This window comes from Pseudomonas sp. CM27 (genome assembly GCF_013179515.1).
In the GTDB taxonomy this organism is placed as follows: Bacteria; Pseudomonadota; Gammaproteobacteria; order Pseudomonadales; family Pseudomonadaceae; genus Aquipseudomonas.
Genome location: NZ_JABMCN010000120.1, coordinates 1 through 17433, shown reverse-complemented (window position 1 = coordinate 17433; position 17433 = coordinate 1). Strand labels below are relative to the sequence as shown.

At 63.7% G+C, this 17433-nt stretch carries 17 protein-coding genes; 11 read left to right on the top strand and 6 right to left on the bottom strand.

Translation table 11 applies throughout. The annotated features are described in order from the left end of the window. Both nadD and HP547_RS16075 read right to left on the bottom strand, forming a co-directional pair. Window positions 1-630, bottom strand: a 630-nt coding sequence (gene nadD / locus HP547_RS16080) for a nicotinate-nucleotide adenylyltransferase (RefSeq protein ID WP_172286806.1), incomplete at its 3' end; no start/stop codon positions are given. 1 nt (window position 631) lies between these two features. Next, window positions 632-1903: a glutamate-5-semialdehyde dehydrogenase gene (locus tag HP547_RS16075; protein WP_172286805.1), complete on the bottom strand. Its 1272-nt coding sequence runs from the start codon at window positions 1901-1903 to the stop codon at window positions 632-634. A gap of 230 nt (window positions 1904-2133) precedes the next feature. Between HP547_RS16075 and HP547_RS16070 the strand changes: the two genes are divergently transcribed. Both HP547_RS16070 and HP547_RS16065 read left to right on the top strand, forming a co-directional pair. Further along, the gene (locus tag HP547_RS16070; RefSeq protein WP_172286804.1) at window positions 2134-2802 is read left to right on the top strand and encodes a DNA-3-methyladenine glycosylase; all 669 of its coding nucleotides are present in this window, start codon (window positions 2134-2136) and stop codon (window positions 2800-2802) included. Between the two features lie 3 nt (window positions 2803-2805). Then, entirely contained in the window at window positions 2806-4122 is a 1317-nt protein-coding gene (locus HP547_RS16065; RefSeq protein ID WP_172227617.1) for a bifunctional DedA family/phosphatase PAP2 family protein, read from the top strand. A 25-nt stretch (window positions 4123-4147) separates the two neighbouring features. On the opposite strand, the gene HP547_RS16060 is transcribed toward HP547_RS16065, so the two are convergent. Genes HP547_RS16060 through HP547_RS16050 form a run of 3 tightly spaced genes read right to left on the bottom strand, consistent with a single transcriptional unit; the run spans window position 4148 to window position 5823 of the window. Next, the gene (locus tag HP547_RS16060) at window positions 4148-4738 is read right to left on the bottom strand and encodes an LON peptidase substrate-binding domain-containing protein (protein ID WP_172286803.1); all 591 of its coding nucleotides are present in this window, start codon (window positions 4736-4738) and stop codon (window positions 4148-4150) included. A 9-nt stretch (window positions 4739-4747) separates the two neighbouring features. Next, entirely contained in the window at window positions 4748-5464 is a 717-nt protein-coding gene (locus tag HP547_RS16055; RefSeq protein ID WP_172227621.1) for an LrgB family protein, read from the bottom strand. After that, window positions 5461-5823: a CidA/LrgA family protein gene (locus HP547_RS16050; protein WP_172227623.1), complete on the bottom strand. Its 363-nt coding sequence runs from the start codon at window positions 5821-5823 to the stop codon at window positions 5461-5463. Before HP547_RS16050 ends, HP547_RS16055 begins: the two co-directional genes overlap by 4 nt. A 143-nt stretch (window positions 5824-5966) precedes the next feature. Here HP547_RS16050 and HP547_RS16045 point away from each other — a divergent pair, with 143 nt between their 5' ends. The 9 genes from HP547_RS16045 (at window position 5967) to HP547_RS16005 (ending at window position 17168) form a co-directional block, all read left to right on the top strand. Next, window positions 5967-6422, top strand: coding sequence for a MaoC family dehydratase (locus tag HP547_RS16045; RefSeq protein ID WP_172227625.1), 456 nt, complete (start codon window positions 5967-5969; stop codon window positions 6420-6422). Between the two features lie 279 nt (window positions 6423-6701). After that, window positions 6702-7580: a 50S ribosomal protein L11 methyltransferase gene (prmA, locus tag HP547_RS16040; protein WP_172227627.1), complete on the top strand. Its 879-nt coding sequence runs from the start codon at window positions 6702-6704 to the stop codon at window positions 7578-7580. Between the two features lie 42 nt (window positions 7581-7622). After that, on the top strand, window positions 7623-8996 hold the full coding sequence (locus HP547_RS16035; protein WP_172286802.1) for a DUF3426 domain-containing protein: 1374 nt from the start codon (window positions 7623-7625) through the stop codon (window positions 8994-8996). Window positions 8997-9169: 173 nt separating this feature from the next. Continuing rightward, window positions 9170-10183 (top strand): tRNA dihydrouridine synthase DusB, encoded by a 1014-nt coding sequence (gene dusB, locus HP547_RS16030; protein WP_172227631.1) that lies wholly within the window; start codon window positions 9170-9172, stop codon window positions 10181-10183. Continuing rightward, entirely contained in the window at window positions 10180-10500 is a 321-nt protein-coding gene (gene fis, locus HP547_RS16025; RefSeq protein ID WP_003249693.1) for a DNA-binding transcriptional regulator Fis, read from the top strand. Before dusB ends, fis begins: the two co-directional genes overlap by 4 nt. An 81-nt stretch (window positions 10501-10581) precedes the next feature. Beyond that, entirely contained in the window at window positions 10582-12189 is a 1608-nt protein-coding gene (gene purH, locus HP547_RS16020; protein WP_172227633.1) for a bifunctional phosphoribosylaminoimidazolecarboxamide formyltransferase/IMP cyclohydrolase, read from the top strand. Between the two features lie 135 nt (window positions 12190-12324). Then, window positions 12325-13620 (top strand): phosphoribosylamine--glycine ligase, encoded by a 1296-nt coding sequence (gene purD, locus HP547_RS16015; protein WP_172286801.1) that lies wholly within the window; start codon window positions 12325-12327, stop codon window positions 13618-13620. 135 nt (window positions 13621-13755) lie between these two features. Next, the gene (locus tag HP547_RS16010) at window positions 13756-16527 is read left to right on the top strand and encodes a response regulator (protein ID WP_172286800.1); all 2772 of its coding nucleotides are present in this window, start codon (window positions 13756-13758) and stop codon (window positions 16525-16527) included. Between the two features lie 44 nt (window positions 16528-16571). Continuing rightward, window positions 16572-17168 carry a MarC family protein gene (locus HP547_RS16005; RefSeq protein WP_172228446.1) on the top strand — a complete coding sequence of 199 codons (597 nt, stop codon included), beginning with the start codon at window positions 16572-16574 and terminating at the stop codon, window positions 17166-17168. Here HP547_RS16005 and HP547_RS16000 read toward each other — a convergent pair. Next, window positions 17165-17433, bottom strand: a 269-nt coding sequence (locus HP547_RS16000) for a hypothetical protein (protein ID WP_172286799.1), incomplete at its 5' end; no start/stop codon positions are given. The genes HP547_RS16005 and HP547_RS16000 overlap by 4 nt on opposite strands.

Genomic DNA, 17433 nt, shown 5'->3' with positions numbered 1-17433 from the left:
CTCGATGTAGGCCAGTACGGCGTCCGGCACCAGGAACCTCACCGACTTGCCGCTGGCCAGCAGCTGTCGGATCTGTGTAGCCGACACCGCAAGCGGCGTCTGCCAGACGAACGAAATATTTCCCGCCGGGCCGGACATGGCGGCGGGATCGCTCTCCGAACGCGCAGCCAGCAGGTTGCGCAGCTCGTCAGGGGGTTCTACGTCGGCATCCGGGCGTTGCAGCACCAGGATGTGACAGTGTTGCAGTAATTCTTCCCAGCGATGCCAGCCTGGCAAGCCACAAAAGGCATCCCAGCCCAGCACCAGGAACAGCTGGTCGCTGGCGCCCAGTTCGGCGCGGATCGATTCCAGCGTATCGATGGTGTACGAAGGCTTGTCGCGCTGCAGCTCACGGGCGTCGACGCTCAGGCAAGCAACGCCCTGCACCGCTTCGCGAACCATGGCCAGGCGATCCTCGGCAGCCACCTGCGGGGTGTCGCGATGTGGCGGCCGGGCGTTGGGCAGCAGGCGCAACTCGTCGAGCCCCATGAACTCGGCCACTTCCAGCGCGCTGCGCAGGTGGCCGATGTGCACAGGGTCGAAGGTGCCGCCTAGAATGCCGATGCGCCGGACTGCCTGGGCCTTGCTCAACTCAGCAGGACCCCTGGCCGCGCAGCTGGCCGTCGCCGATCACCACGTACTTTTCGCAGGTCAGGCCTTCGAGGCCGACCGGGCCGCGGGCGTGCAGCTTGTCGGTGGAAATACCGATTTCTGCGCCCAGGCCATACTCGAAGCCATCGGCGAAGCAGGTCGGGGTGTTGAGCATGACCGAGGCAGAATCGACCTCGGCCATGAACTGGCGCGCCTCACCCTGGTGCTCGCTGATGATCGAATCTGTGTGGTGCGAACCGTAATGGTTGATGTGCTCGATGGCCTGATCCAGGCCGTCGACCACACGCACCGACAGGATCGCGTCCAGGTACTCCGTGTGCCAGTCGTCCTCGGTCGCCGGCTTGGCGTCGATGATCGCCCGGGTGCGCTCGCAGCCGCGCAACTCCACGCCCTTCTCCAGGAAGCGACGGGCCATTTCGGGCAGGAAGCGTTCGGCCACCTGCTGGTCTACCAGCAGGGTTTCCATCGCGCCACAGATGCCGTACCGGTAGGTCTTGGCGTTGAACGCCACGTTCCAGGCCTTTTCCAGGTCGGCATGCGGGCTGACATAGATGTGGCAGATGCCATCGAGGTGCTTGATCACCGGCACGCGGGCATCACGACTGATGCGCTCGATCAGGCCACGGCCGCCACGCGGCACGATGACATCGACGAACTCGGGCATGCTGATCAGCGCGCCCACGGCTTCGCGGTCGGTGGTCTCCACTACCTGCACCACCGCCGCCGGCAAGCCGGCAGCCGCCAGGCCACGCTGGATGCAGGTGGCGATGGCGCGGTTGGAGTGGATGGCTTCGGAGCCACCACGCAGGATGGTCGCGTTGCCCGACTTCAGGCACAAGCTGGCGGCATCGATGGTCACGTTCGGGCGCGACTCGTAGATGATCCCGATCACCCCCAGCGGCGCGCGCATCTTGCCGACCTGAATACCCGATGGGCGGTAGCTCATGTCGCGGATGGCGCCGACCGGGTCCGGCAAGCTGGCCACCTGGCGCAGGCCGGTGATCATGCCGTCGATGCGCGCAGGGGTCAGCGCCAGGCGGTCGAGCAACGCCGGCTCGAGGCCATTGGCGCGGCCGGCAGCCAGGTCCAGCTCGTTGGCGGCAGCAAGCTCGGCACGCGCGGCATCAAGCGCATCGCCGGCGGCCTGCAGGGCGCGGTTCTTCTGCGCGGTGCTGGCACGGCCGATCACCCGGGAAGCTTCACGGGCAGCGCGACCCAGGCGGGTCATATAGTCAAGAACGGACTCAGTCATGGGTTCGGTGTCTTGGCGAAGGGGAAATCGGCTGATTATAACTGCCGCGCAGGTGTACGCCCAGCGGTGGGTGGCGGATGGTAGAAAATGGCTGTTCGGCCATAGCCTTCCTGCGCCTGGGCCACTGCGACAACGAAACATGCAGATACCAATCACCTCCCTCACCGGTTCAGCCTGGATTAAGCCATTCATTGCTATCATCCCCGCCTTCCCAGCCGCGAAATGCCAGCATGCCAGCCCTGCCCGACAGCTTTTTCGACCGTGACGCCCAAACGCTGGCCAAGGCCCTGCTGGGCAAGGTCATCCGTCATCGCCATGGCAACCTGTGGCTGGCCGCGCGAATCATCGAGACCGAGGCCTACTACCTTACCGACAAAGGCAGCCATGCCTCGCTCGGCTATACCGAAAAGCGCAAGGCACTGTTCCTCGACGGTGGCCACATCTACATGTACTACGCCCGCGGCGGCGACTCACTGAACTTCAGCGCCCACGGGCCGGGCAACGCAGTGCTGATCAAGTCCGCCTATCCTTGGCAGGACGCCCTGTCCGGGCCGAACAGCCTGGCGCAAATGCAACTGAACAACCCCGACGCAGGCGGCAAAATACGCCCGGCGGAGCGCCTGTGCGCCGGCCAGACCCTGCTGTGCCGAGCCCTGGGCCTTAAAGTACCGGCCTGGGATGCTCAGCGCTTCGACCCCGAACGCCTGTATGTGGACGACTGCGGCCTTGCCGTACCGCGGGTAATCCAGGCCGCGCGCCTGGGCATCCCGCATGGCCGCGACGAGCACCTGCCGTACCGCTTCGTCGACGCCGAATACGCCCGCTTCTGCACCCGGAACCCACTGCGCCGGGGCCAAGTCGAAGGGCAAGACTTCATCACTCTCGAACAAGGAAGCTGAACCATGGGCCAATGGCTCGACAGCCTTACCGGCTGGCTAAGCGCCAACCCACAGTGGCTTGGCGTGGCAATTTTCCTGGTGGCCTGCATCGAATGCCTGGCCATCGCCGGCATCGTCGTGCCCGGCACTGTCCTGCTGTTTGCGGTAGCCGTGCTGGCCGGGAGCGGTGCCTTCACCCTCGGTGAAACGCTGCTGCTGGGGTTTCTCGGCGGCTTGCTGGGCGATGCCCTGTCGTACACGGTGGGCAAGTACTTCCACCAGAACATTCGCCGCCTGCCGCTGCTGCGCCACCACCCCGAATGGATCGGTAGCGCCGAAACCTACTTCCAGCGCTATGGTATCGCCAGCCTGCTGGTGGGACGCTTCATCGGGCCGCTGCGGCCGATGCTGCCGATGGTCGCGGGCATGTTCGACATGCCCCTGCCACGCTTCATCGCCGTCAGCCTGGTGGCCGGCGCTGGCTGGTCGGTAGCCTACCTGCTACCGGGCTGGGCCACTGGCGCGGCCATGCGCCTGCCTCTGCCTGAAGGCTTCTGGCTGGATGCCGGGATCATCGCCGGCACCCTGGCGGTCATCATCGGCCTGAGCCTGAACAGCAGCATTCGCGATCAACGTCACGGCACGCGACTGGTGGCCGGCCTGAGTTTCCTCGCCCTGGCCGGGATTTTCCTCGGCTGGCCGTACCTGCACGAATTCGACCAAGGTGTGATGACGCTGGTGCAGGAGCATCGCAGCCAGGCCATTGACGGCACCGTGGTGCTGGTGACCCGGCTGGGTGACTTCCGCACCCAGTTCTTCCTGGGCGGCCTGCTCACCGGCCTGCTGCTGCTTGCGCGGCAATGGCGGCATGCGTTCTTCGCCGGCGGTGCATTGATGGGCACCGCGATTGCCAACGGCTCGCTGAAATGGCTGTTCGCCCGCGCCCGGCCAGAGGTGCTGAGCGATCCGCTGACCAGCTACAGCATGCCCAGCGGGCACAGCTCGGCGTCGTTTGCGTTCTTTCTGGTAATGGCGGTGCTCGCCGGGCGCGGCCAGCCGCCACGGCTACGCCTGACCTGGGTAATGCTGGGCTGTATTCCGGCACTGGCGATTGCCCTGTCGCGGGTGTACCTGGGTGCGCACTGGCCCACCGACATCATGGCCGGCGCCCTGCTGGCGTGCTGCGTATGTGCACTCAGCCTGACCCTGGTGCAGCATCGCCAGCCCCTGCCGGCGTTGCCGCAACGGGTGTGGTGGCTGGTGCTGCCGGCCTGCGTTGCGTTGCTCGCATTCTTTGCCATGCATGCGTTGCCGCAGGCTTTGCTGCGCTATCAGTATTGAGGCCGGTGCAGGTAACCCAGAATCATCAGGCGAACAGCTCACCCTGAATCCGCTCCAGCAGCTTCTGGATCTCCCCCAGCCGCTGCTGCGGCGAGTCGAGGGTCAACAAGTCCAGCTTGTCCTCTTCCATGAACGGCAGCAGATACGCCAGCTGGTTGGCCAGCGCCTGGCGCCCGTCCACCGGGCGCGGCATGTCCAGCGCTTCGACCATCGGGTGTTCGCCCAGGGCCACCAGCAAGGCCAGCAGGTCGTCGTCCGCTTCTTGCAGCGGGCTGTCCGGATCCTCTGGCAGCCACTGCACCTGCCCCACCAGCAACTGGTCCTTCTGCACCTCGGTGCTCTGCAGGCTGAAGCGCCGCACGCCTTCGACCCGAATGCCCAGCAAGCCGTTGTCCTGCTGCACGAAATCGCGGATCACCGCCTCACAGCCAACCGAAGCGACCACCGGCGGCGCCTTGCCGACCTGGTCGCCTTCGAGGATGCACACCACTCCAAAACCTTCGCCCTGCTTCATGCAGCGCCCGATCATGTCCAGATAGCGCGCCTCGAAAATCTGCAAATCCAGAAAGCAGCCAGGAAAAAGCACGGTATTGAGCGGAAATAGCGGTAGCGTCATTTCAAGTCCTCAAGCCACCAGGCTGACCGCAAGCGGCAGGAACACCGCCGTGGCCACCCCCATCAGGCTCATCGCCAACGCGGCAAAGGCGCCGCACTCGTCACTTTCCTGCAGGGCCACCGAAGTGCCCACCGCATGCGCGGTCACGCCCAGCGACATACCGCGCGCCTCGGGGCTGTGCACACCGAAGCGTGTCAGCAGCGCTGGGCCGAAGATGGCCCCAATCACCCCGGTAATCAGTACGAACACCGCCGCCAGGGCTGCCACGCCACCAATCTGCTCGGCTACCAGCATGGCAATCGGCGAGGTCACCGACTTCGGCGCCATGGTCATCAGGATCATGTGTTCCGCCCCGAACCACCAGCCCAGCAACAGGCAGCACAGCGTGGCGAACAGGCCTCCGATTACCAGCGTAGTAAATGTGGGCCAGAACAGCTGCCGGATACGCCGCAGGTTGAGATACAGCGGCACGGCCAGGGCGACGGTGGCGGGCCCCAGCAGGATATTCATGATTTCGGTGCTTTTGCGGTATTCGCGATAGTCGATGCCGCACAGCAGCAGCACGCCAATCACCAGCAACATCGACACCAGTACCGGCTGGAGGAATATCCAGCGGGTTTTCTCATAGGCCGCCAGCACGACCTGATAGGCCCCCAGCGTGATCCCGATACCGAATAAAGGATGATGAACGACCGCGTCGAGCGTGCCTTGCCAGTCCAGCATCATGGCTGCTCCTCGCGCTTGCCCTGGCGGTGGATGAGCTTTTGCATCAACACGCCGACGAACACCAGGGTGGCCAGGCAGGAAATCAGCAACGCCCCGGCAATGGCCCAGAAATCGGCAGCGATGTCCTTGGCGTATACCATCACCCCCACTGCCGGCGGCACCAGCAACAGCGGCAGGTAGCGCAACAGGCTGCTGGCGGCCTCGTTCAGCGGTTTGCCGACCTCACCGCGCGCCATGAGGAAGAACAACAGCAGCACCAGGCCGATGATCGGCCCAGGCAAAAAAGGCACCAGCAGGTGATTGATCGCCGTTCCCAACAACTGGAACAGCACCAGCCAGGTCAAACCACGCAACAGCATAAGCATCTCCCTCAGGCATTGCGGTCATTATAAGCACGCGCCGCGATAGATCGATATTCGCTGAAAAGCAGGCAACTTGACTGAAACGTTTGGCCGTGCTGATCTTGCACTTTCGTACCAACTGACAACCCGGAGAGTCCGCGATGCCCTATGTACCGGTTACAGAGCTTTCGCAATACGTTGGTAAGGAACTGGGCCGCTCGGCCTGGCTGAAGATCGACCAGCAGCGCATCAACCTGTTCGCCGAAGCGACGGGCGATTTCCAGTTCATCCATGTCGACCCGGAAAAGGCGGCAAAAACCCCGTTTGGCTGCACGATCGCCCATGGTTTCCTGACCTTGTCGCTGATTCCCAAGCTGATCGAAGACATCCTGGTCCTGCCGCAAGGGCTGAAAATGGTGGTGAACTATGGGCTCGACAGCGTGCGCTTCATACAGCCGGTCAAGGTCGACAGCCAGGTGCGGCTGAAGGTGGAACTGGCCGAGGTGGCGGAGAAGAAGCCAGGGCAATGGTTGCTCAAGGCAATTGCCACGCTGGAGATCGAAGGTGATGAGAAGCCTGCTTATATAGCCGAATCGCTGTCGTTGTGTTTCGTCTGAGCCCCGCATGATCGGACTGCACGGCAGCCCGATTCAATCCACAAACCCTGCGCACTCGCGTAAACTGCCAGCCTTCGCGCAGCCTAGGGTTTGTACGAAAAGTCGCCGAGCGGCGATCAAGCAAGGCGAAAACAGGCGAGGAACGGCCGGGGTCGCGCCCGACTTTGCTGGTTGCAAATGAGCATTCCGAGCCTGTTTTCTACGCAGCATGATCGTCGCGCAGGCACTTTTCGTACAAAGCCTAGGGCTGCCCCTGTCGATTTACCAAAGGTGCCCGCCATGCCTTGGCTGCAAGTACGCCTGGCCATCAGCCCGGAACAAGCCGAAACCTACGAAGACGCCCTGCTTGAAGTGGGCGCCGTTTCGGTCACGTTCATGGATGCCGAAGATCAACCGATCTTCGAACCCGACCTCAACACCACCCCGCTGTGGTCGCACACCCACCTGCTGGCCCTGTTCGAGGCCGATGCCGAGCCCGAGCAGGTGTTCTCCCACCTGCGCCTGCTGACCGGCGCCGAGTTGCCCGAGCATCAGGCCGAGGTGATCGAGGACCAGGACTGGGAACGCAGCTGGATGGACAACTTCCAGCCGATGCGCTTCGGCCGCCGCCTGTGGATCGTGCCCAGCTGGCACGAAGCCCCGGACAAGGACGCGGTAAACCTGCTGCTCGACCCGGGCCTGGCTTTCGGCACCGGCACCCACCCTACTACTGCGCTGTGCCTGGAATGGCTCGACGGCCAGCAGATCGAAGGCACCCAGGTGCTGGACTTCGGCTGCGGCTCGGGCATCCTCGCCATCGCAGCGCTGCTGCTGGGCGCGCGGGAAGCAGTCGGTACCGACATCGACGTGCAGGCCATCGAGGCTTCGCGGGACAATGCCCAGCGCAACGGCATTGCCGATGAAAAGCTGGCGCTGTACCTGCCCGAGCACATGCCTGCAATGCAGGCCGATGTGCTGGTCGCCAACATCCTCGCCGGCCCGCTGGTATCGCTGGCACCGCAGTTGTCCGGGCTGGTGCGCCCAGGTGGCCTGCTGGCGCTGTCGGGCATTCTTGCCGAACAAGGTGAGGAAGTTGCCGCGGCCTACGCTGCCGACTTCGAGCTGGACCCGATCGTCGTGCGCGACGGCTGGGTGCGCATCAGTGGTCGCCGCCGTTAAGCAGGCCTAGAATACCTTTCTGCACATCTCCCGGATCGCCGCATGACCGACAGTTTCGTCACCCAGTGCCCGCATTGCCAGACCAGCTTTCGCGTCACCCACCACCAGTTGAGCGTGGCCCGCGGGGTGGTGCGCTGCGGCCACTGCCTGCAGGTGTTCAATGCCGCCAAGCAGTTGCTGGAGCAGACCCGCACCGCTAGCGCCAGCGCACCACTGGTGCCTGCACCGGCACCTGTTGCTGCGGCGCCTGCCGAGCCGGTGGTCGAGCCGGTGATCTCCGCCAAGCCTGCCATCAGCGAGCGCAGTAGCACCCCTGACGAGGACTGGGCGCTTACTGCCCAGGCGCTGGACGCGCTCGACCTGGACAAGGAGCTGGAACGCCTTGAGCGTCGCGGCCAACCTGCGCCGGCGCGCTCGTCCAACCTGGACGATGGCTTGCAGGCGCGGCGTGACGAGCTGCAGCCGGACGAACATGCCGACGATTTGTTCGGGACAGCCACCGATGACCGCTTCGAGCCGGCGCACAGCGCAGAACCCACGCCCGTGTTGCTGGAGACGGCGAACGTTGAGCAGGAGCCGGACCTGGGTCCCGCCGCCGGTGAGCGCACCGAACCGACCCTGGGTGCCAGCCTGGACCTGGACATCGACGACGAGCCGCCCGTTCGCCGCGGCGTCGAAATCGACGAACCTGAGGAACCCGGCGAGCCGCTGCGGGACATTGATGAAACGATTCCGGAAAAAGGCCTGAGTGCCCGCGACGATGAGCCGATGGCATTTCACCTGTCCGGGCGTGACGACGACCCCGTCGAAGCGCTGCCGGGCGAGCGCCTGGAACCAGGCCTGACCAGCAAACCTGAGCGGCCATCGCGCAAGGAGCCGCTGGTCGATGTGGTCGACGATCCGCTGCAACTGGGCTGGGAAAAGCCTGCCGCCAACTGGGGCAAGCGCCTGCTGTGGGGCCTGCTGACCTTGCTGGCGGCGGGCCTGCTCGCGTTCCAGTACGTGTGGTTCCACTTCGACGAAATGGCCCGCCAGGACCAGTACCGACCACTCTTCCAGCAGATCTGCCCGATGGTCGGCTGCCAGGTGCCAACGCGCGTCGACATTGCCCGGATCAAGAGCAGCAACCTGGTCGTGCGCAGCCACCCGGACTTCAAGGGTGCGCTGATCGTCGACGCGATCATCTACAACCGCGCGCCGTTTGCCCAGCCGTTTCCGCTGCTGGAACTGCGCTTTGCCGACCTGAATGGGCAGTTGATCGCCAGCCGGCGCTTCAAGCCCAGCGAGTATTTGTCCGGTGAACTGGCCGGGCGCGGCGAAATGCCCAGCCAGACCCCGATCCATATCGCCCTGGACATCCTCGACCCGGGCCCCAAGGCCGTCAACTACAGCCTGAGCTTCCGCTCCCCGGAATAAAGGCAGGCCTGCAGGGGCTGCTTTTCAGCCCCGGGCGCTCGTTCGTACCAAATGTCATAAGCCGACAACTGTTCAGATTTTATCCAAATCCATCTTTATCCGGTCACCGAGAGCGGGTATCATGCCAACCCTTTTTCGAACTCCAAGATTCGGCCCCACAACAGGGATCACCTATGTCGGCGGTACGCATCGGCCCATACACACTACGTAACAACCTGATCCTCGCGCCAATGGCCGGGGTCACGGACCAGCCTTTCCGTACACTTTGCAAGCGCCTGGGCGCGGGCATGGTGGTGTCGGAGATGGTCTCCAGCGACATGAGCCTGTGGAACAGCCGCAAGTCGAGCCTGCGCCGCATCCATGAAGGTGATCCCGAGCCACGCTCGGTCCAGATCGCCGGCGGTGATGCGCAGATGATGGCAGCGGCGGCAAGGGCCAACGTCGAAGCAGGTGCCCAGATCATCGATATCAACATGGGCTGCCCGGCAAAAAAAGTCTGCAACAAAGCCGCAGGCTCTGCTTTATTGAGAGATGAAGCCTTGGTCAGCGAAATCCTCCACGCCGTAGTCGGCGCCGTGGATGTGCCGGTGACCCTGAAGATCCGCACCGGTTGGGACCGGGCGAACAAGAACGGCCTGAACGTGGCGCAAATCGCCGAGCAGGCTGGCATCCAGGCGCTGGCGGTGCATGGCCGCACACGCGCCGACCTGTACACGGGCGAAGCCGAATACGACACCATCGCTGCCATCAAGCAGGCGGTGTCGATCCCGGTTTTTGCCAACGGCGATATCACCTCGCCAGAAAAGGCCCGGGCGGTGCTGGACGCCACCGGGGTCGATGGCCTGCTGATTGGCCGGGCCGCCCAAGGGCGGCCATGGATCTTTCGCGAGATCGAGCATTACCTGCGCACTGGCGAACACCTGCCGGCGCCGCAACTGGACGAAGTGGAACGCATCCTGCTGGAGCACCTGGCCGCGCTGCATGCCTTCTATGGCGATGTGATGGGCGTTCGTATCGCCCGCAAGCACGTTGGTTGGTACCTGGCGACACGACCCGGCGGCAAGGAGTTTCGCTCCCGGTTCAACGCTTTGGAAGACACACAAGCGCAGTGCGCCAACGTTCGCGCGTTTTTCGCCGAACGTCGACAGAGCCTTGAGACAGAGGACGGACAAGGGGTGGCCGCATGACGATGATGACCGAGAATTTTGTGAGTGGAACAACGCCCGTGAGCGACAACGCCAACCTGAAACAGCACCTCAACACGCCGAGCGAAGAGGGCCAGACCCTTCGCGACAGCGTCGAGAAGGCGCTGCACAACTACTTCGCCCACCTGGAAGGCGCGACCGTGACGGACGTGTACAACCTGGTGCTCTCCGAAGTCGAGGCGCCCCTGCTCGAAAGTGTGATGAACTACGTGAAGGGCAACCAGACCAAGGCCAGCGAGATGCTCGGGCTGAACCGAGGCACCCTGCGCAAGAAGCTCAAGCAGTACGACTTGTTGTAAGCCAGAATCCCAACCAGAAAAGGCGGCTCCCTGAACAGAGGCGCCTTTTTTGCTGAATCCACCGCGTTATTGGAACCCGAAATGACCGACCAGACTACCCGCCTGCCAGTCCGCCGCGCCCTGATCAGCGTCTCCGACAAGACCGGTATCCTCGAATTCGCCCGTGAGCTGCAGCAGCTCGGTGTCGAGATCCTGTCCACCGGCGGCACCTACAAGCTGCTCAAGGACAACGGCGTCAACGCGGTGGAAGTGGCCGACTACACCGGCTTTGCCGAAATGATGGATGGCCGGGTCAAGACCCTGCACCCGAAGATCCACGGCGGCATCCTTGGCCGTCGCGGCACCGACGACGCCATCATGACCGAGCACGGTATCAAGCCGATCGACCTGGTTGCGGTCAACCTGTACCCGTTCGAAGCCACCATTTCCAAGCCTGGCTGTGACCTGCCGACCGCCATCGAGAACATCGACATCGGCGGCCCGACCATGGTCCGTTCGGCTGCCAAGAACCACAAGGACGTGGCCATCGTGGTCAACGCCAGCGACTACGCCGGCATCGTCGAAGGCCTCAAGGCCGGCGGCCTGACCTACGCCCAGCGCTTCGACCTGATGCTCAAGGCGTTCGAGCACACTGCCGCCTACGACGGCATGATCGCCAACTACATGGGCACCATCGACCAGGCCAAGGACACCCTGAGCACTGAAGCGCGCAGCCAGTTCCCGCGCACCTTCAACAGCCAGTTCGTCAAGGCCCAGGAAATGCGCTACGGCGAGAACCCGCACCAGAGCGCGGCGTTCTACGTGGAGGCCAAGAAAGGCGAAGCCAGCATTTCCAGCGCCATCCAGCTGCAAGGCAAGGAACTGTCGTTCAACAACGTGGCCGACACCGACGCCGCGCTGGAGTGCGTGAAGAGCTTCGTCAAGCCAGCCTGCGTCATCGTCAAGCACGCCAACCCGTGCGGCGTGGCCGTGGTACCGGAAGACGAAGGCGGCATCCGCAAGGCCTATGACCTGGCCTACGCCACCGACACCGAGTCGGCGTTCGGCGGCATCATCGCCTTCAACCGCGAGCTGGACGGCGAAACGGCCAAGGCCATTGTCGAGCGCCAGTTCGTCGAAGTGATCATCGCCCCGAAAATTTCCCAGGCTGCCCGCGACGTAGTGGCTGCCAAGCAGAACGTTCGCCTGCTGGAATGCGGCGAGTGGCCTGCCGAGCGCGCTGCCGGTTGGGACTTCAAGCGCGTCAACGGTGGCCTGCTGGTGCAGAGCCGCGATATCGGCATGATCACCGCCGATGACCTCAAAATCGTTACCAAGCGTGCACCGACCGAGCAAGAGATCCACGACCTGGTATTCGCCTGGAAGGTGGCCAAGTTCGTCAAGTCCAACGCCATCGTCTACGCCAAGCAGCGCCAGACCATCGGCGTCGGCGCCGGCCAGATGAGCCGCGTCAACTCCGCACGCATTGCTGCAATCAAGGCCGAGCATGCTGGCCTGCAGGTGCAGGGCGCGGTCATGGCGTCGGATGCGTTCTTCCCGTTCCGTGACGGCATCGACAATGCGGCGAAAGTGGGTATCAGCGCCGTGATCCAGCCGGGTGGCTCGATGCGTGATGCCGAGGTGATTGCCGCCGCTGACGAAGCCGGCATCGCTATGGTATTCACCGGCATGCGCCACTTCCGCCACTAATCAAGATGGCCGGCCGGTCCCAGGTCCCTGTGGGAGCGGGTTCACCCGCGAATGCGATGCTGGATTCACCGCCGCATTCTCGGGTGAACCCGCTCCCACAGGGGCCGGTACTGCCGCCAAACATGAGGTTTTGACATGAAAGTTTTGATCATTGGCAGCGGCGGCCGTGAGCACGCCCTGGCCTGGAAAGTCGCCCAGGACCCACGCGTCGAGAAAGTCTTCGTTGCCCCTGGCAACGCTGGCACCGCCATTGAAGCCAAGTGCGAGAACGTTGCCATCGACGTGTGCGCTCTGGAGCAACTGGCCGATTTCGCCGAGAAAAACGTTGACCTGACCATCGTCGGCCCGGAAGCGCCGCTGGTCATCGGCGTGGTCGACCTGTTCCGCAGCCGCGGCCTGGACTGCTTCGGCCCAACCAAGGGCGCGGCCCAGCTGGAAGGCTCCAAGGCCTTCACCAAGGACTTCCTGGCGCGTCACAAGATCCCGACCGCCGACTACCAGAATTTCACCGAAATCGAGCCGGCGCTGGCCTACCTGCAAGAAAAAGGCGCACCGATCGTGATCAAGGCCGACGGCCTGGCCGCGGGCAAGGGCGTTATCGTTGCCATGACCCTCGAAGAAGCCGAAGCCGCCGTGCGTGACATGCTGGCCGGCAACGCCTTCGGTGAGGCAGGCTCGCGCGTGGTGATCGAAGAGTTCCTCGACGGCGAAGAAGCCAGCTTCATCGTCATGGTCGACGGCCATAACGTGCTGCCCATGGCCACCAGCCAGGACCACAAGCGCGTCGGCGACCAGGACACCGGCCCGAACACCGGCGGCATGGGTGCCTACTCCCCTGCCCCGGTGGTCACCGCCGATGTGCACCAGCGGGTGATGGACCAGGTCATCTGGCCGACCGTGCGCGGCATGGCCGAGGAAGGCAACGTCTACACCGGCTTCCTCTACGCCGGCCTGATGATCGACAAGGCAGGCAACCCCAAGGTCATCGAGTTCAACTGCCGTTTCGGCGACCCGGAAACCCAGCCAGTCATGCTGCGCCTGGAGTCGAGCCTGGTGCTGCTGATCGAAGCAGCCTTCGCCAAGGCGCTGGACAAGGTCGAAGCACAATGGGACCCGCGCCCGAGCCTGGGCGTGGTACTGGCAGCTGGCGGTTACCCGGGCGACTACGCCAAGGGCGACGTGATCCACGGCCTTGACGCTGCGGCGAAGATCGAAGGCAAGGTGTTCCATGCCGGTACTTCGCTCAAGGATGGCCAAGTGACCAGCAACGGCGGGCGCGTGCTGTGTGCCACCGCCATGGGCAGCACTGTTGCCGATGCCCAGCAGCAGGCGTACCGCCTGGCCAGGGAAGTAAGCTGGAACGGCAGCTTCTACCGCACCGACATCGGCTATCGGGCCATCGCCCGCGAGCGCGGTGAACACCAGCAGTAAACACTGGCGGAACGCCGTAGCGCTTTCAGCCTACGGCATCCGGCTCGTCGACAGGGCCCGGCATGGGCCTTGCCTTCGGCTCGGCGCGCCGCGCATAGTGAGTACCCGGTACATCGGCTAAGAAGGGATTTCGTAGTGCGTCGGCTTCGGATTGCCTCAGCTCTGATCGTCAGCTTGCTGACCCTGCTCTGCATGTTCCCGGCTGCGGCCGATCATGACGGAGGCTGGACCGTTCTGCTCGACGAACAGGCCAACCTGCAACTTAGCGACGTGCGTTCCGAGCGCTACCGCAACCAGTTCAGCCCGCTGCTGCTTGCCGACCTGGATGCCGCGCCTGCGGAACAGGCACTGTGGCTGCACTATCGCCTGGCGCCCGGCGACCAGGAACAACTGCTGCGGGTATTTGCCCCCGACCTTTCCGGCCTGGACCTCTACGCCCTAGAGGGCGACCAGCTTCTGCGTCAGCTGCACCACGGGCGCCAGCCCGGCAATGCCAGCCCGACCCTGCGCGGCAGCGACCATGTATTGCCCCTGCCCAACAGCAAACAACCGCTGGACATCTACCTGCGCCTGGTCTCCGAGCACCAGCTGCGCCCGGCCATCAGCCTGGAACCCGCAGCCGAAGCTGCGTCGGACCAGCACCAGCCACTGTTGTTCGGCATGCTGTTCGGCGGGTTGATCATGCTGATCATGCACAACCTGATCCGCTTCCTTTACAGCCGCTCCAGCACCACCCTGATCCTGGCGCTGTACCACGGCCTGATGCTGCTCAGTGGTCTGATCCTGCTGAACCTCAGCGGCCCGTGGTGGCACGTGTGGCACAGCGCGCAAACACCTGCCGCCTACCTGACGCTGGTACTGGCCGGTCTGGCGGGGCTGTATTTCACCCAGCATTTCTTTTCGCCGTGCAAATCACCACGGCTGAACCGGCTGCTGCAGGGCGAAATGCTGGTTGTCGGGGTCAGCGGCCTGGTACTGCTGTTCGTCGATACCCTGCCGCTCAACCTGATGACCTACGCCCTGATGGCCCTGGGCAGCGTCAGTATGCTGCTGGTGAGCAGCTACCACTGGTACAAAGGTTACCCACCCGGCCGCCTGTTCAGCCTGGCGATGGTGGTGTTCAACCTCGGTGGCCTGGTGCTGCTGCCGGCGCTGCTGGGCCTGACGCGCACTTCGACGCCCTGGCTGCTGTGCGTCCTGCTGGGACTGACCGTGGTCAGCGGCCTGCTGCTGAACCTGGCGGTGAGCGAGCGCCTGCGCAGGATCAGCGAGGAACGGTTCAGCGCCAGCCGTGCGCTGGCCGCCAGCGACGCCGAAATCAACGCCAAAGCCGAGTTCCTGGCCAAGATCAGCCACGAAATCCGCACCCCCATGAACGGGGTGCTGGGCATGACCGAGCTGCTGCTGGGCACACCGCTGTCGGTGAAGCAGCGCGACTACGTGCAGACGATTCACAGCGCCGGCAACGAGCTGCTAACCCTGATCAACGAAATTCTCGACATTTCCAAGCTGGAGTCCCGGCAGATCGAGCTGGATGACGTGCAGTTCGATCTTAATGCACTGATCGAGGACTGCCTGAACATCTTCCGTGCCAAGGCCGAACAGCAGAACATCGAGCTGATCAGCTTCACCCAGCCACAAGTGCCGCGAGTGATCAGCGGCGACCCGACGCGGCTGCGCCAGGCCTTGTCGAGCCTGCTGGAAAACGCCCTGAAAAACACCACCCAGGGCGAGATCCTGCTGGTGGTGGCCCTGGACCAACGGGGCGAGGTACCGCGCCTGCGCATCGCCGTGCAGGACAGCGGCGAACCGCTGCCGGCCGCTGATCGCGAGGCCTTGCTGCAAGCCGAATTGCACAGCCACCATTTCCTGTCCAGCAACAAGCTGGGCGGGCACCTCGGTTTGATCATTGCCAAACAGCTGATCGGCCTGATGCAGGGCGAATTCGGCATCAAGAGCAGTACCGGAATGGGCAATACCTTGTGGCTGACCTTGCCGCTGGACCCCTCGCGCCTGGAGCAACCTCCCGCCGACCTCGACAGCCCGCTGCGCGATGCCCGGGTGCTGGTGGTGGACGACAACGACACGTGCCGCAAGGTGCTGGTACAACAGTGCAGCGCCTGGGGCATGAACGTCAGCGCGGTGCCGTCGGGCAAAGAAGCGCTGGCATTGCTGCGTACCAAGGCCCACCTGCGCGACTACTTCGACGCCGTGCTGCTGGACCAGAACATGCCTGGCATGACCGGCATGCAGCTGGCGGCGAAAATCAAGGAAGACCCCAGCCTGAACCACGATATCCTGGTGGTGATGCTTACCGGCATCAGCAACGCGCCGAGCAAGGTCATCGCGCGCAACGCGGGGGTCAAGCGGATACTTGCCAAACCGGTCGCCGGCTACACACTCAAGACCACCCTGGCCGAGGAGCTGGCCCAACGCGGGCGCGAGCAGGCCGTGCCGGCCAGCCTGCCAGGTATCCCGCAGGCGCTGGACTTGCCCGGTGATTTCCGCGTACTGGTGGCCGAGGACAACAGTATTTCGACCAAGGTGATCCGCGGCATGCTCGGCAAGCTCAATCTTGAGCCCGACACCGCCTGCAATGGCGAAGAGGCCTTGCAGGCGATGAAGGCGCAACGCTATGACCTGGTGTTGATGGACTGCGAGATGCCGATCCTGGACGGTTTCTCGGCCACCCAACAGCTGCGTGTGTGGGAGGCCGACAACCAGCGCCACCGCACCCCGGTGGTGGCACTGACCGCGCACATTCTTGCCGAACACAAGGAACGCGCGCGGCTGGCGGGCATGGACGGGCACATGGCCAAACCTGTGGAGCTGTCGCAGTTGCGTGAACTTATCCAGTACTGGGCCAACCACCGCGAAACCGAGGTGGACCCGGCGCACAGTTCCTGACTGTCAGCGCCTACACCAATCCATCATGCCAAGGACCAGCGCTCATGCTCCATGAGTTATTCAGCGTCTACCTGAAAATGCTCGTGCTCTACAGCCCGTTCTTCGTGCTGTCGTGCTTCATCAGCCTGACCCGCGGCCACTCCAGCAAGGAACGCAAGCAACTGGCCTGGAAGGTGGCCTTTGCGGTGGTCATCGCCAGCATCCTGCTGTACCTGTTCGGGCGGGCGATCTTCGGCATCTTCGGCATCACTGCCGACGCCTTCCGCATCGGTGCCGGCAGCGTGCTGTTCATCTCGGCGCTGGGCATGGCCCAGGGCAAATCGGCGGTTCAGGCCGATAACGTGCAGCAGGATGTCACCATCGTGCCGCTGACCATACCGCTCACTGTCGGGCCGGGTACCATCGGTGCCTTGCTGGTGATGGGCGTAAGCCAGCCGCATTGGGATGACAAGCTGCTGGCTATTGTGGGTATCGTGCTGGCCAGCTTCACCGTCGGCCTGGTGCTGTACCTTTCGCACCGCATCGAGCGGATCCTGGGCGACCAGGGCTTGCAGATCGTCAGCCGGCTGATGGGGCTGTTTGTCTGCGCCCTGGCGGCGCAGATCATTTTCACCGGCATCAAAGGCTACCTGGCCCCCTAGAGCAGAAGGTCGCGTATCGCTCGCTGGCTACTGCGCGCCACGCTCGCTTCAGCCCGCTTGCGATAGTCTTCGCGGAACCCTTGCAGATTGAAGTGGATCACTTCCACGCGCATATCAACGACCTGCACTTCCTGTTTCGACTCCAGGTACAGAAACCCGCTGGTCGAATGCCTGAGTGACATTTCCATGTGCAGTATCACCAGGTCGATAAACCCGTTCGGCTGCTGGGCGCAGGGCAGCAACTGGAAACGCGCCTTGTCCTTCG

Coding starts and splice junctions, on each gene's coding strand:
- HP547_RS16075 (WP_172286805.1), bottom strand. CDS start 1,903: ATGACTGAGTCCGTTCTTGACTATATGACCCGCCTGGGTCGCGCTGCC.
- HP547_RS16070 (WP_172286804.1), top strand. CDS start 2,134: ATGCCAGCCCTGCCCGACAGCTTTTTCGACCGTGACGCCCAAACGCTG.
- HP547_RS16065 (WP_172227617.1), top strand. CDS start 2,806: ATGGGCCAATGGCTCGACAGCCTTACCGGCTGGCTAAGCGCCAACCCA.
- HP547_RS16060 (WP_172286803.1), bottom strand. CDS start 4,738: ATGACGCTACCGCTATTTCCGCTCAATACCGTGCTTTTTCCTGGCTGC.
- HP547_RS16055 (WP_172227621.1), bottom strand. CDS start 5,464: ATGATGCTGGACTGGCAAGGCACGCTCGACGCGGTCGTTCATCATCCT.
- HP547_RS16050 (WP_172227623.1), bottom strand. CDS start 5,823: ATGCTGTTGCGTGGTTTGACCTGGCTGGTGCTGTTCCAGTTGTTGGGA.
- HP547_RS16045 (WP_172227625.1), top strand. CDS start 5,967: ATGCCCTATGTACCGGTTACAGAGCTTTCGCAATACGTTGGTAAGGAA.
- prmA (WP_172227627.1), top strand. CDS start 6,702: ATGCCTTGGCTGCAAGTACGCCTGGCCATCAGCCCGGAACAAGCCGAA.
- HP547_RS16035 (WP_172286802.1), top strand. CDS start 7,623: ATGACCGACAGTTTCGTCACCCAGTGCCCGCATTGCCAGACCAGCTTT.
- dusB (WP_172227631.1), top strand. CDS start 9,170: ATGTCGGCGGTACGCATCGGCCCATACACACTACGTAACAACCTGATC.
- fis (WP_003249693.1), top strand. CDS start 10,180: ATGACGATGATGACCGAGAATTTTGTGAGTGGAACAACGCCCGTGAGC.
- purH (WP_172227633.1), top strand. CDS start 10,582: ATGACCGACCAGACTACCCGCCTGCCAGTCCGCCGCGCCCTGATCAGC.
- purD (WP_172286801.1), top strand. CDS start 12,325: ATGAAAGTTTTGATCATTGGCAGCGGCGGCCGTGAGCACGCCCTGGCC.
- HP547_RS16005 (WP_172228446.1), top strand. CDS start 16,572: ATGCTCCATGAGTTATTCAGCGTCTACCTGAAAATGCTCGTGCTCTAC.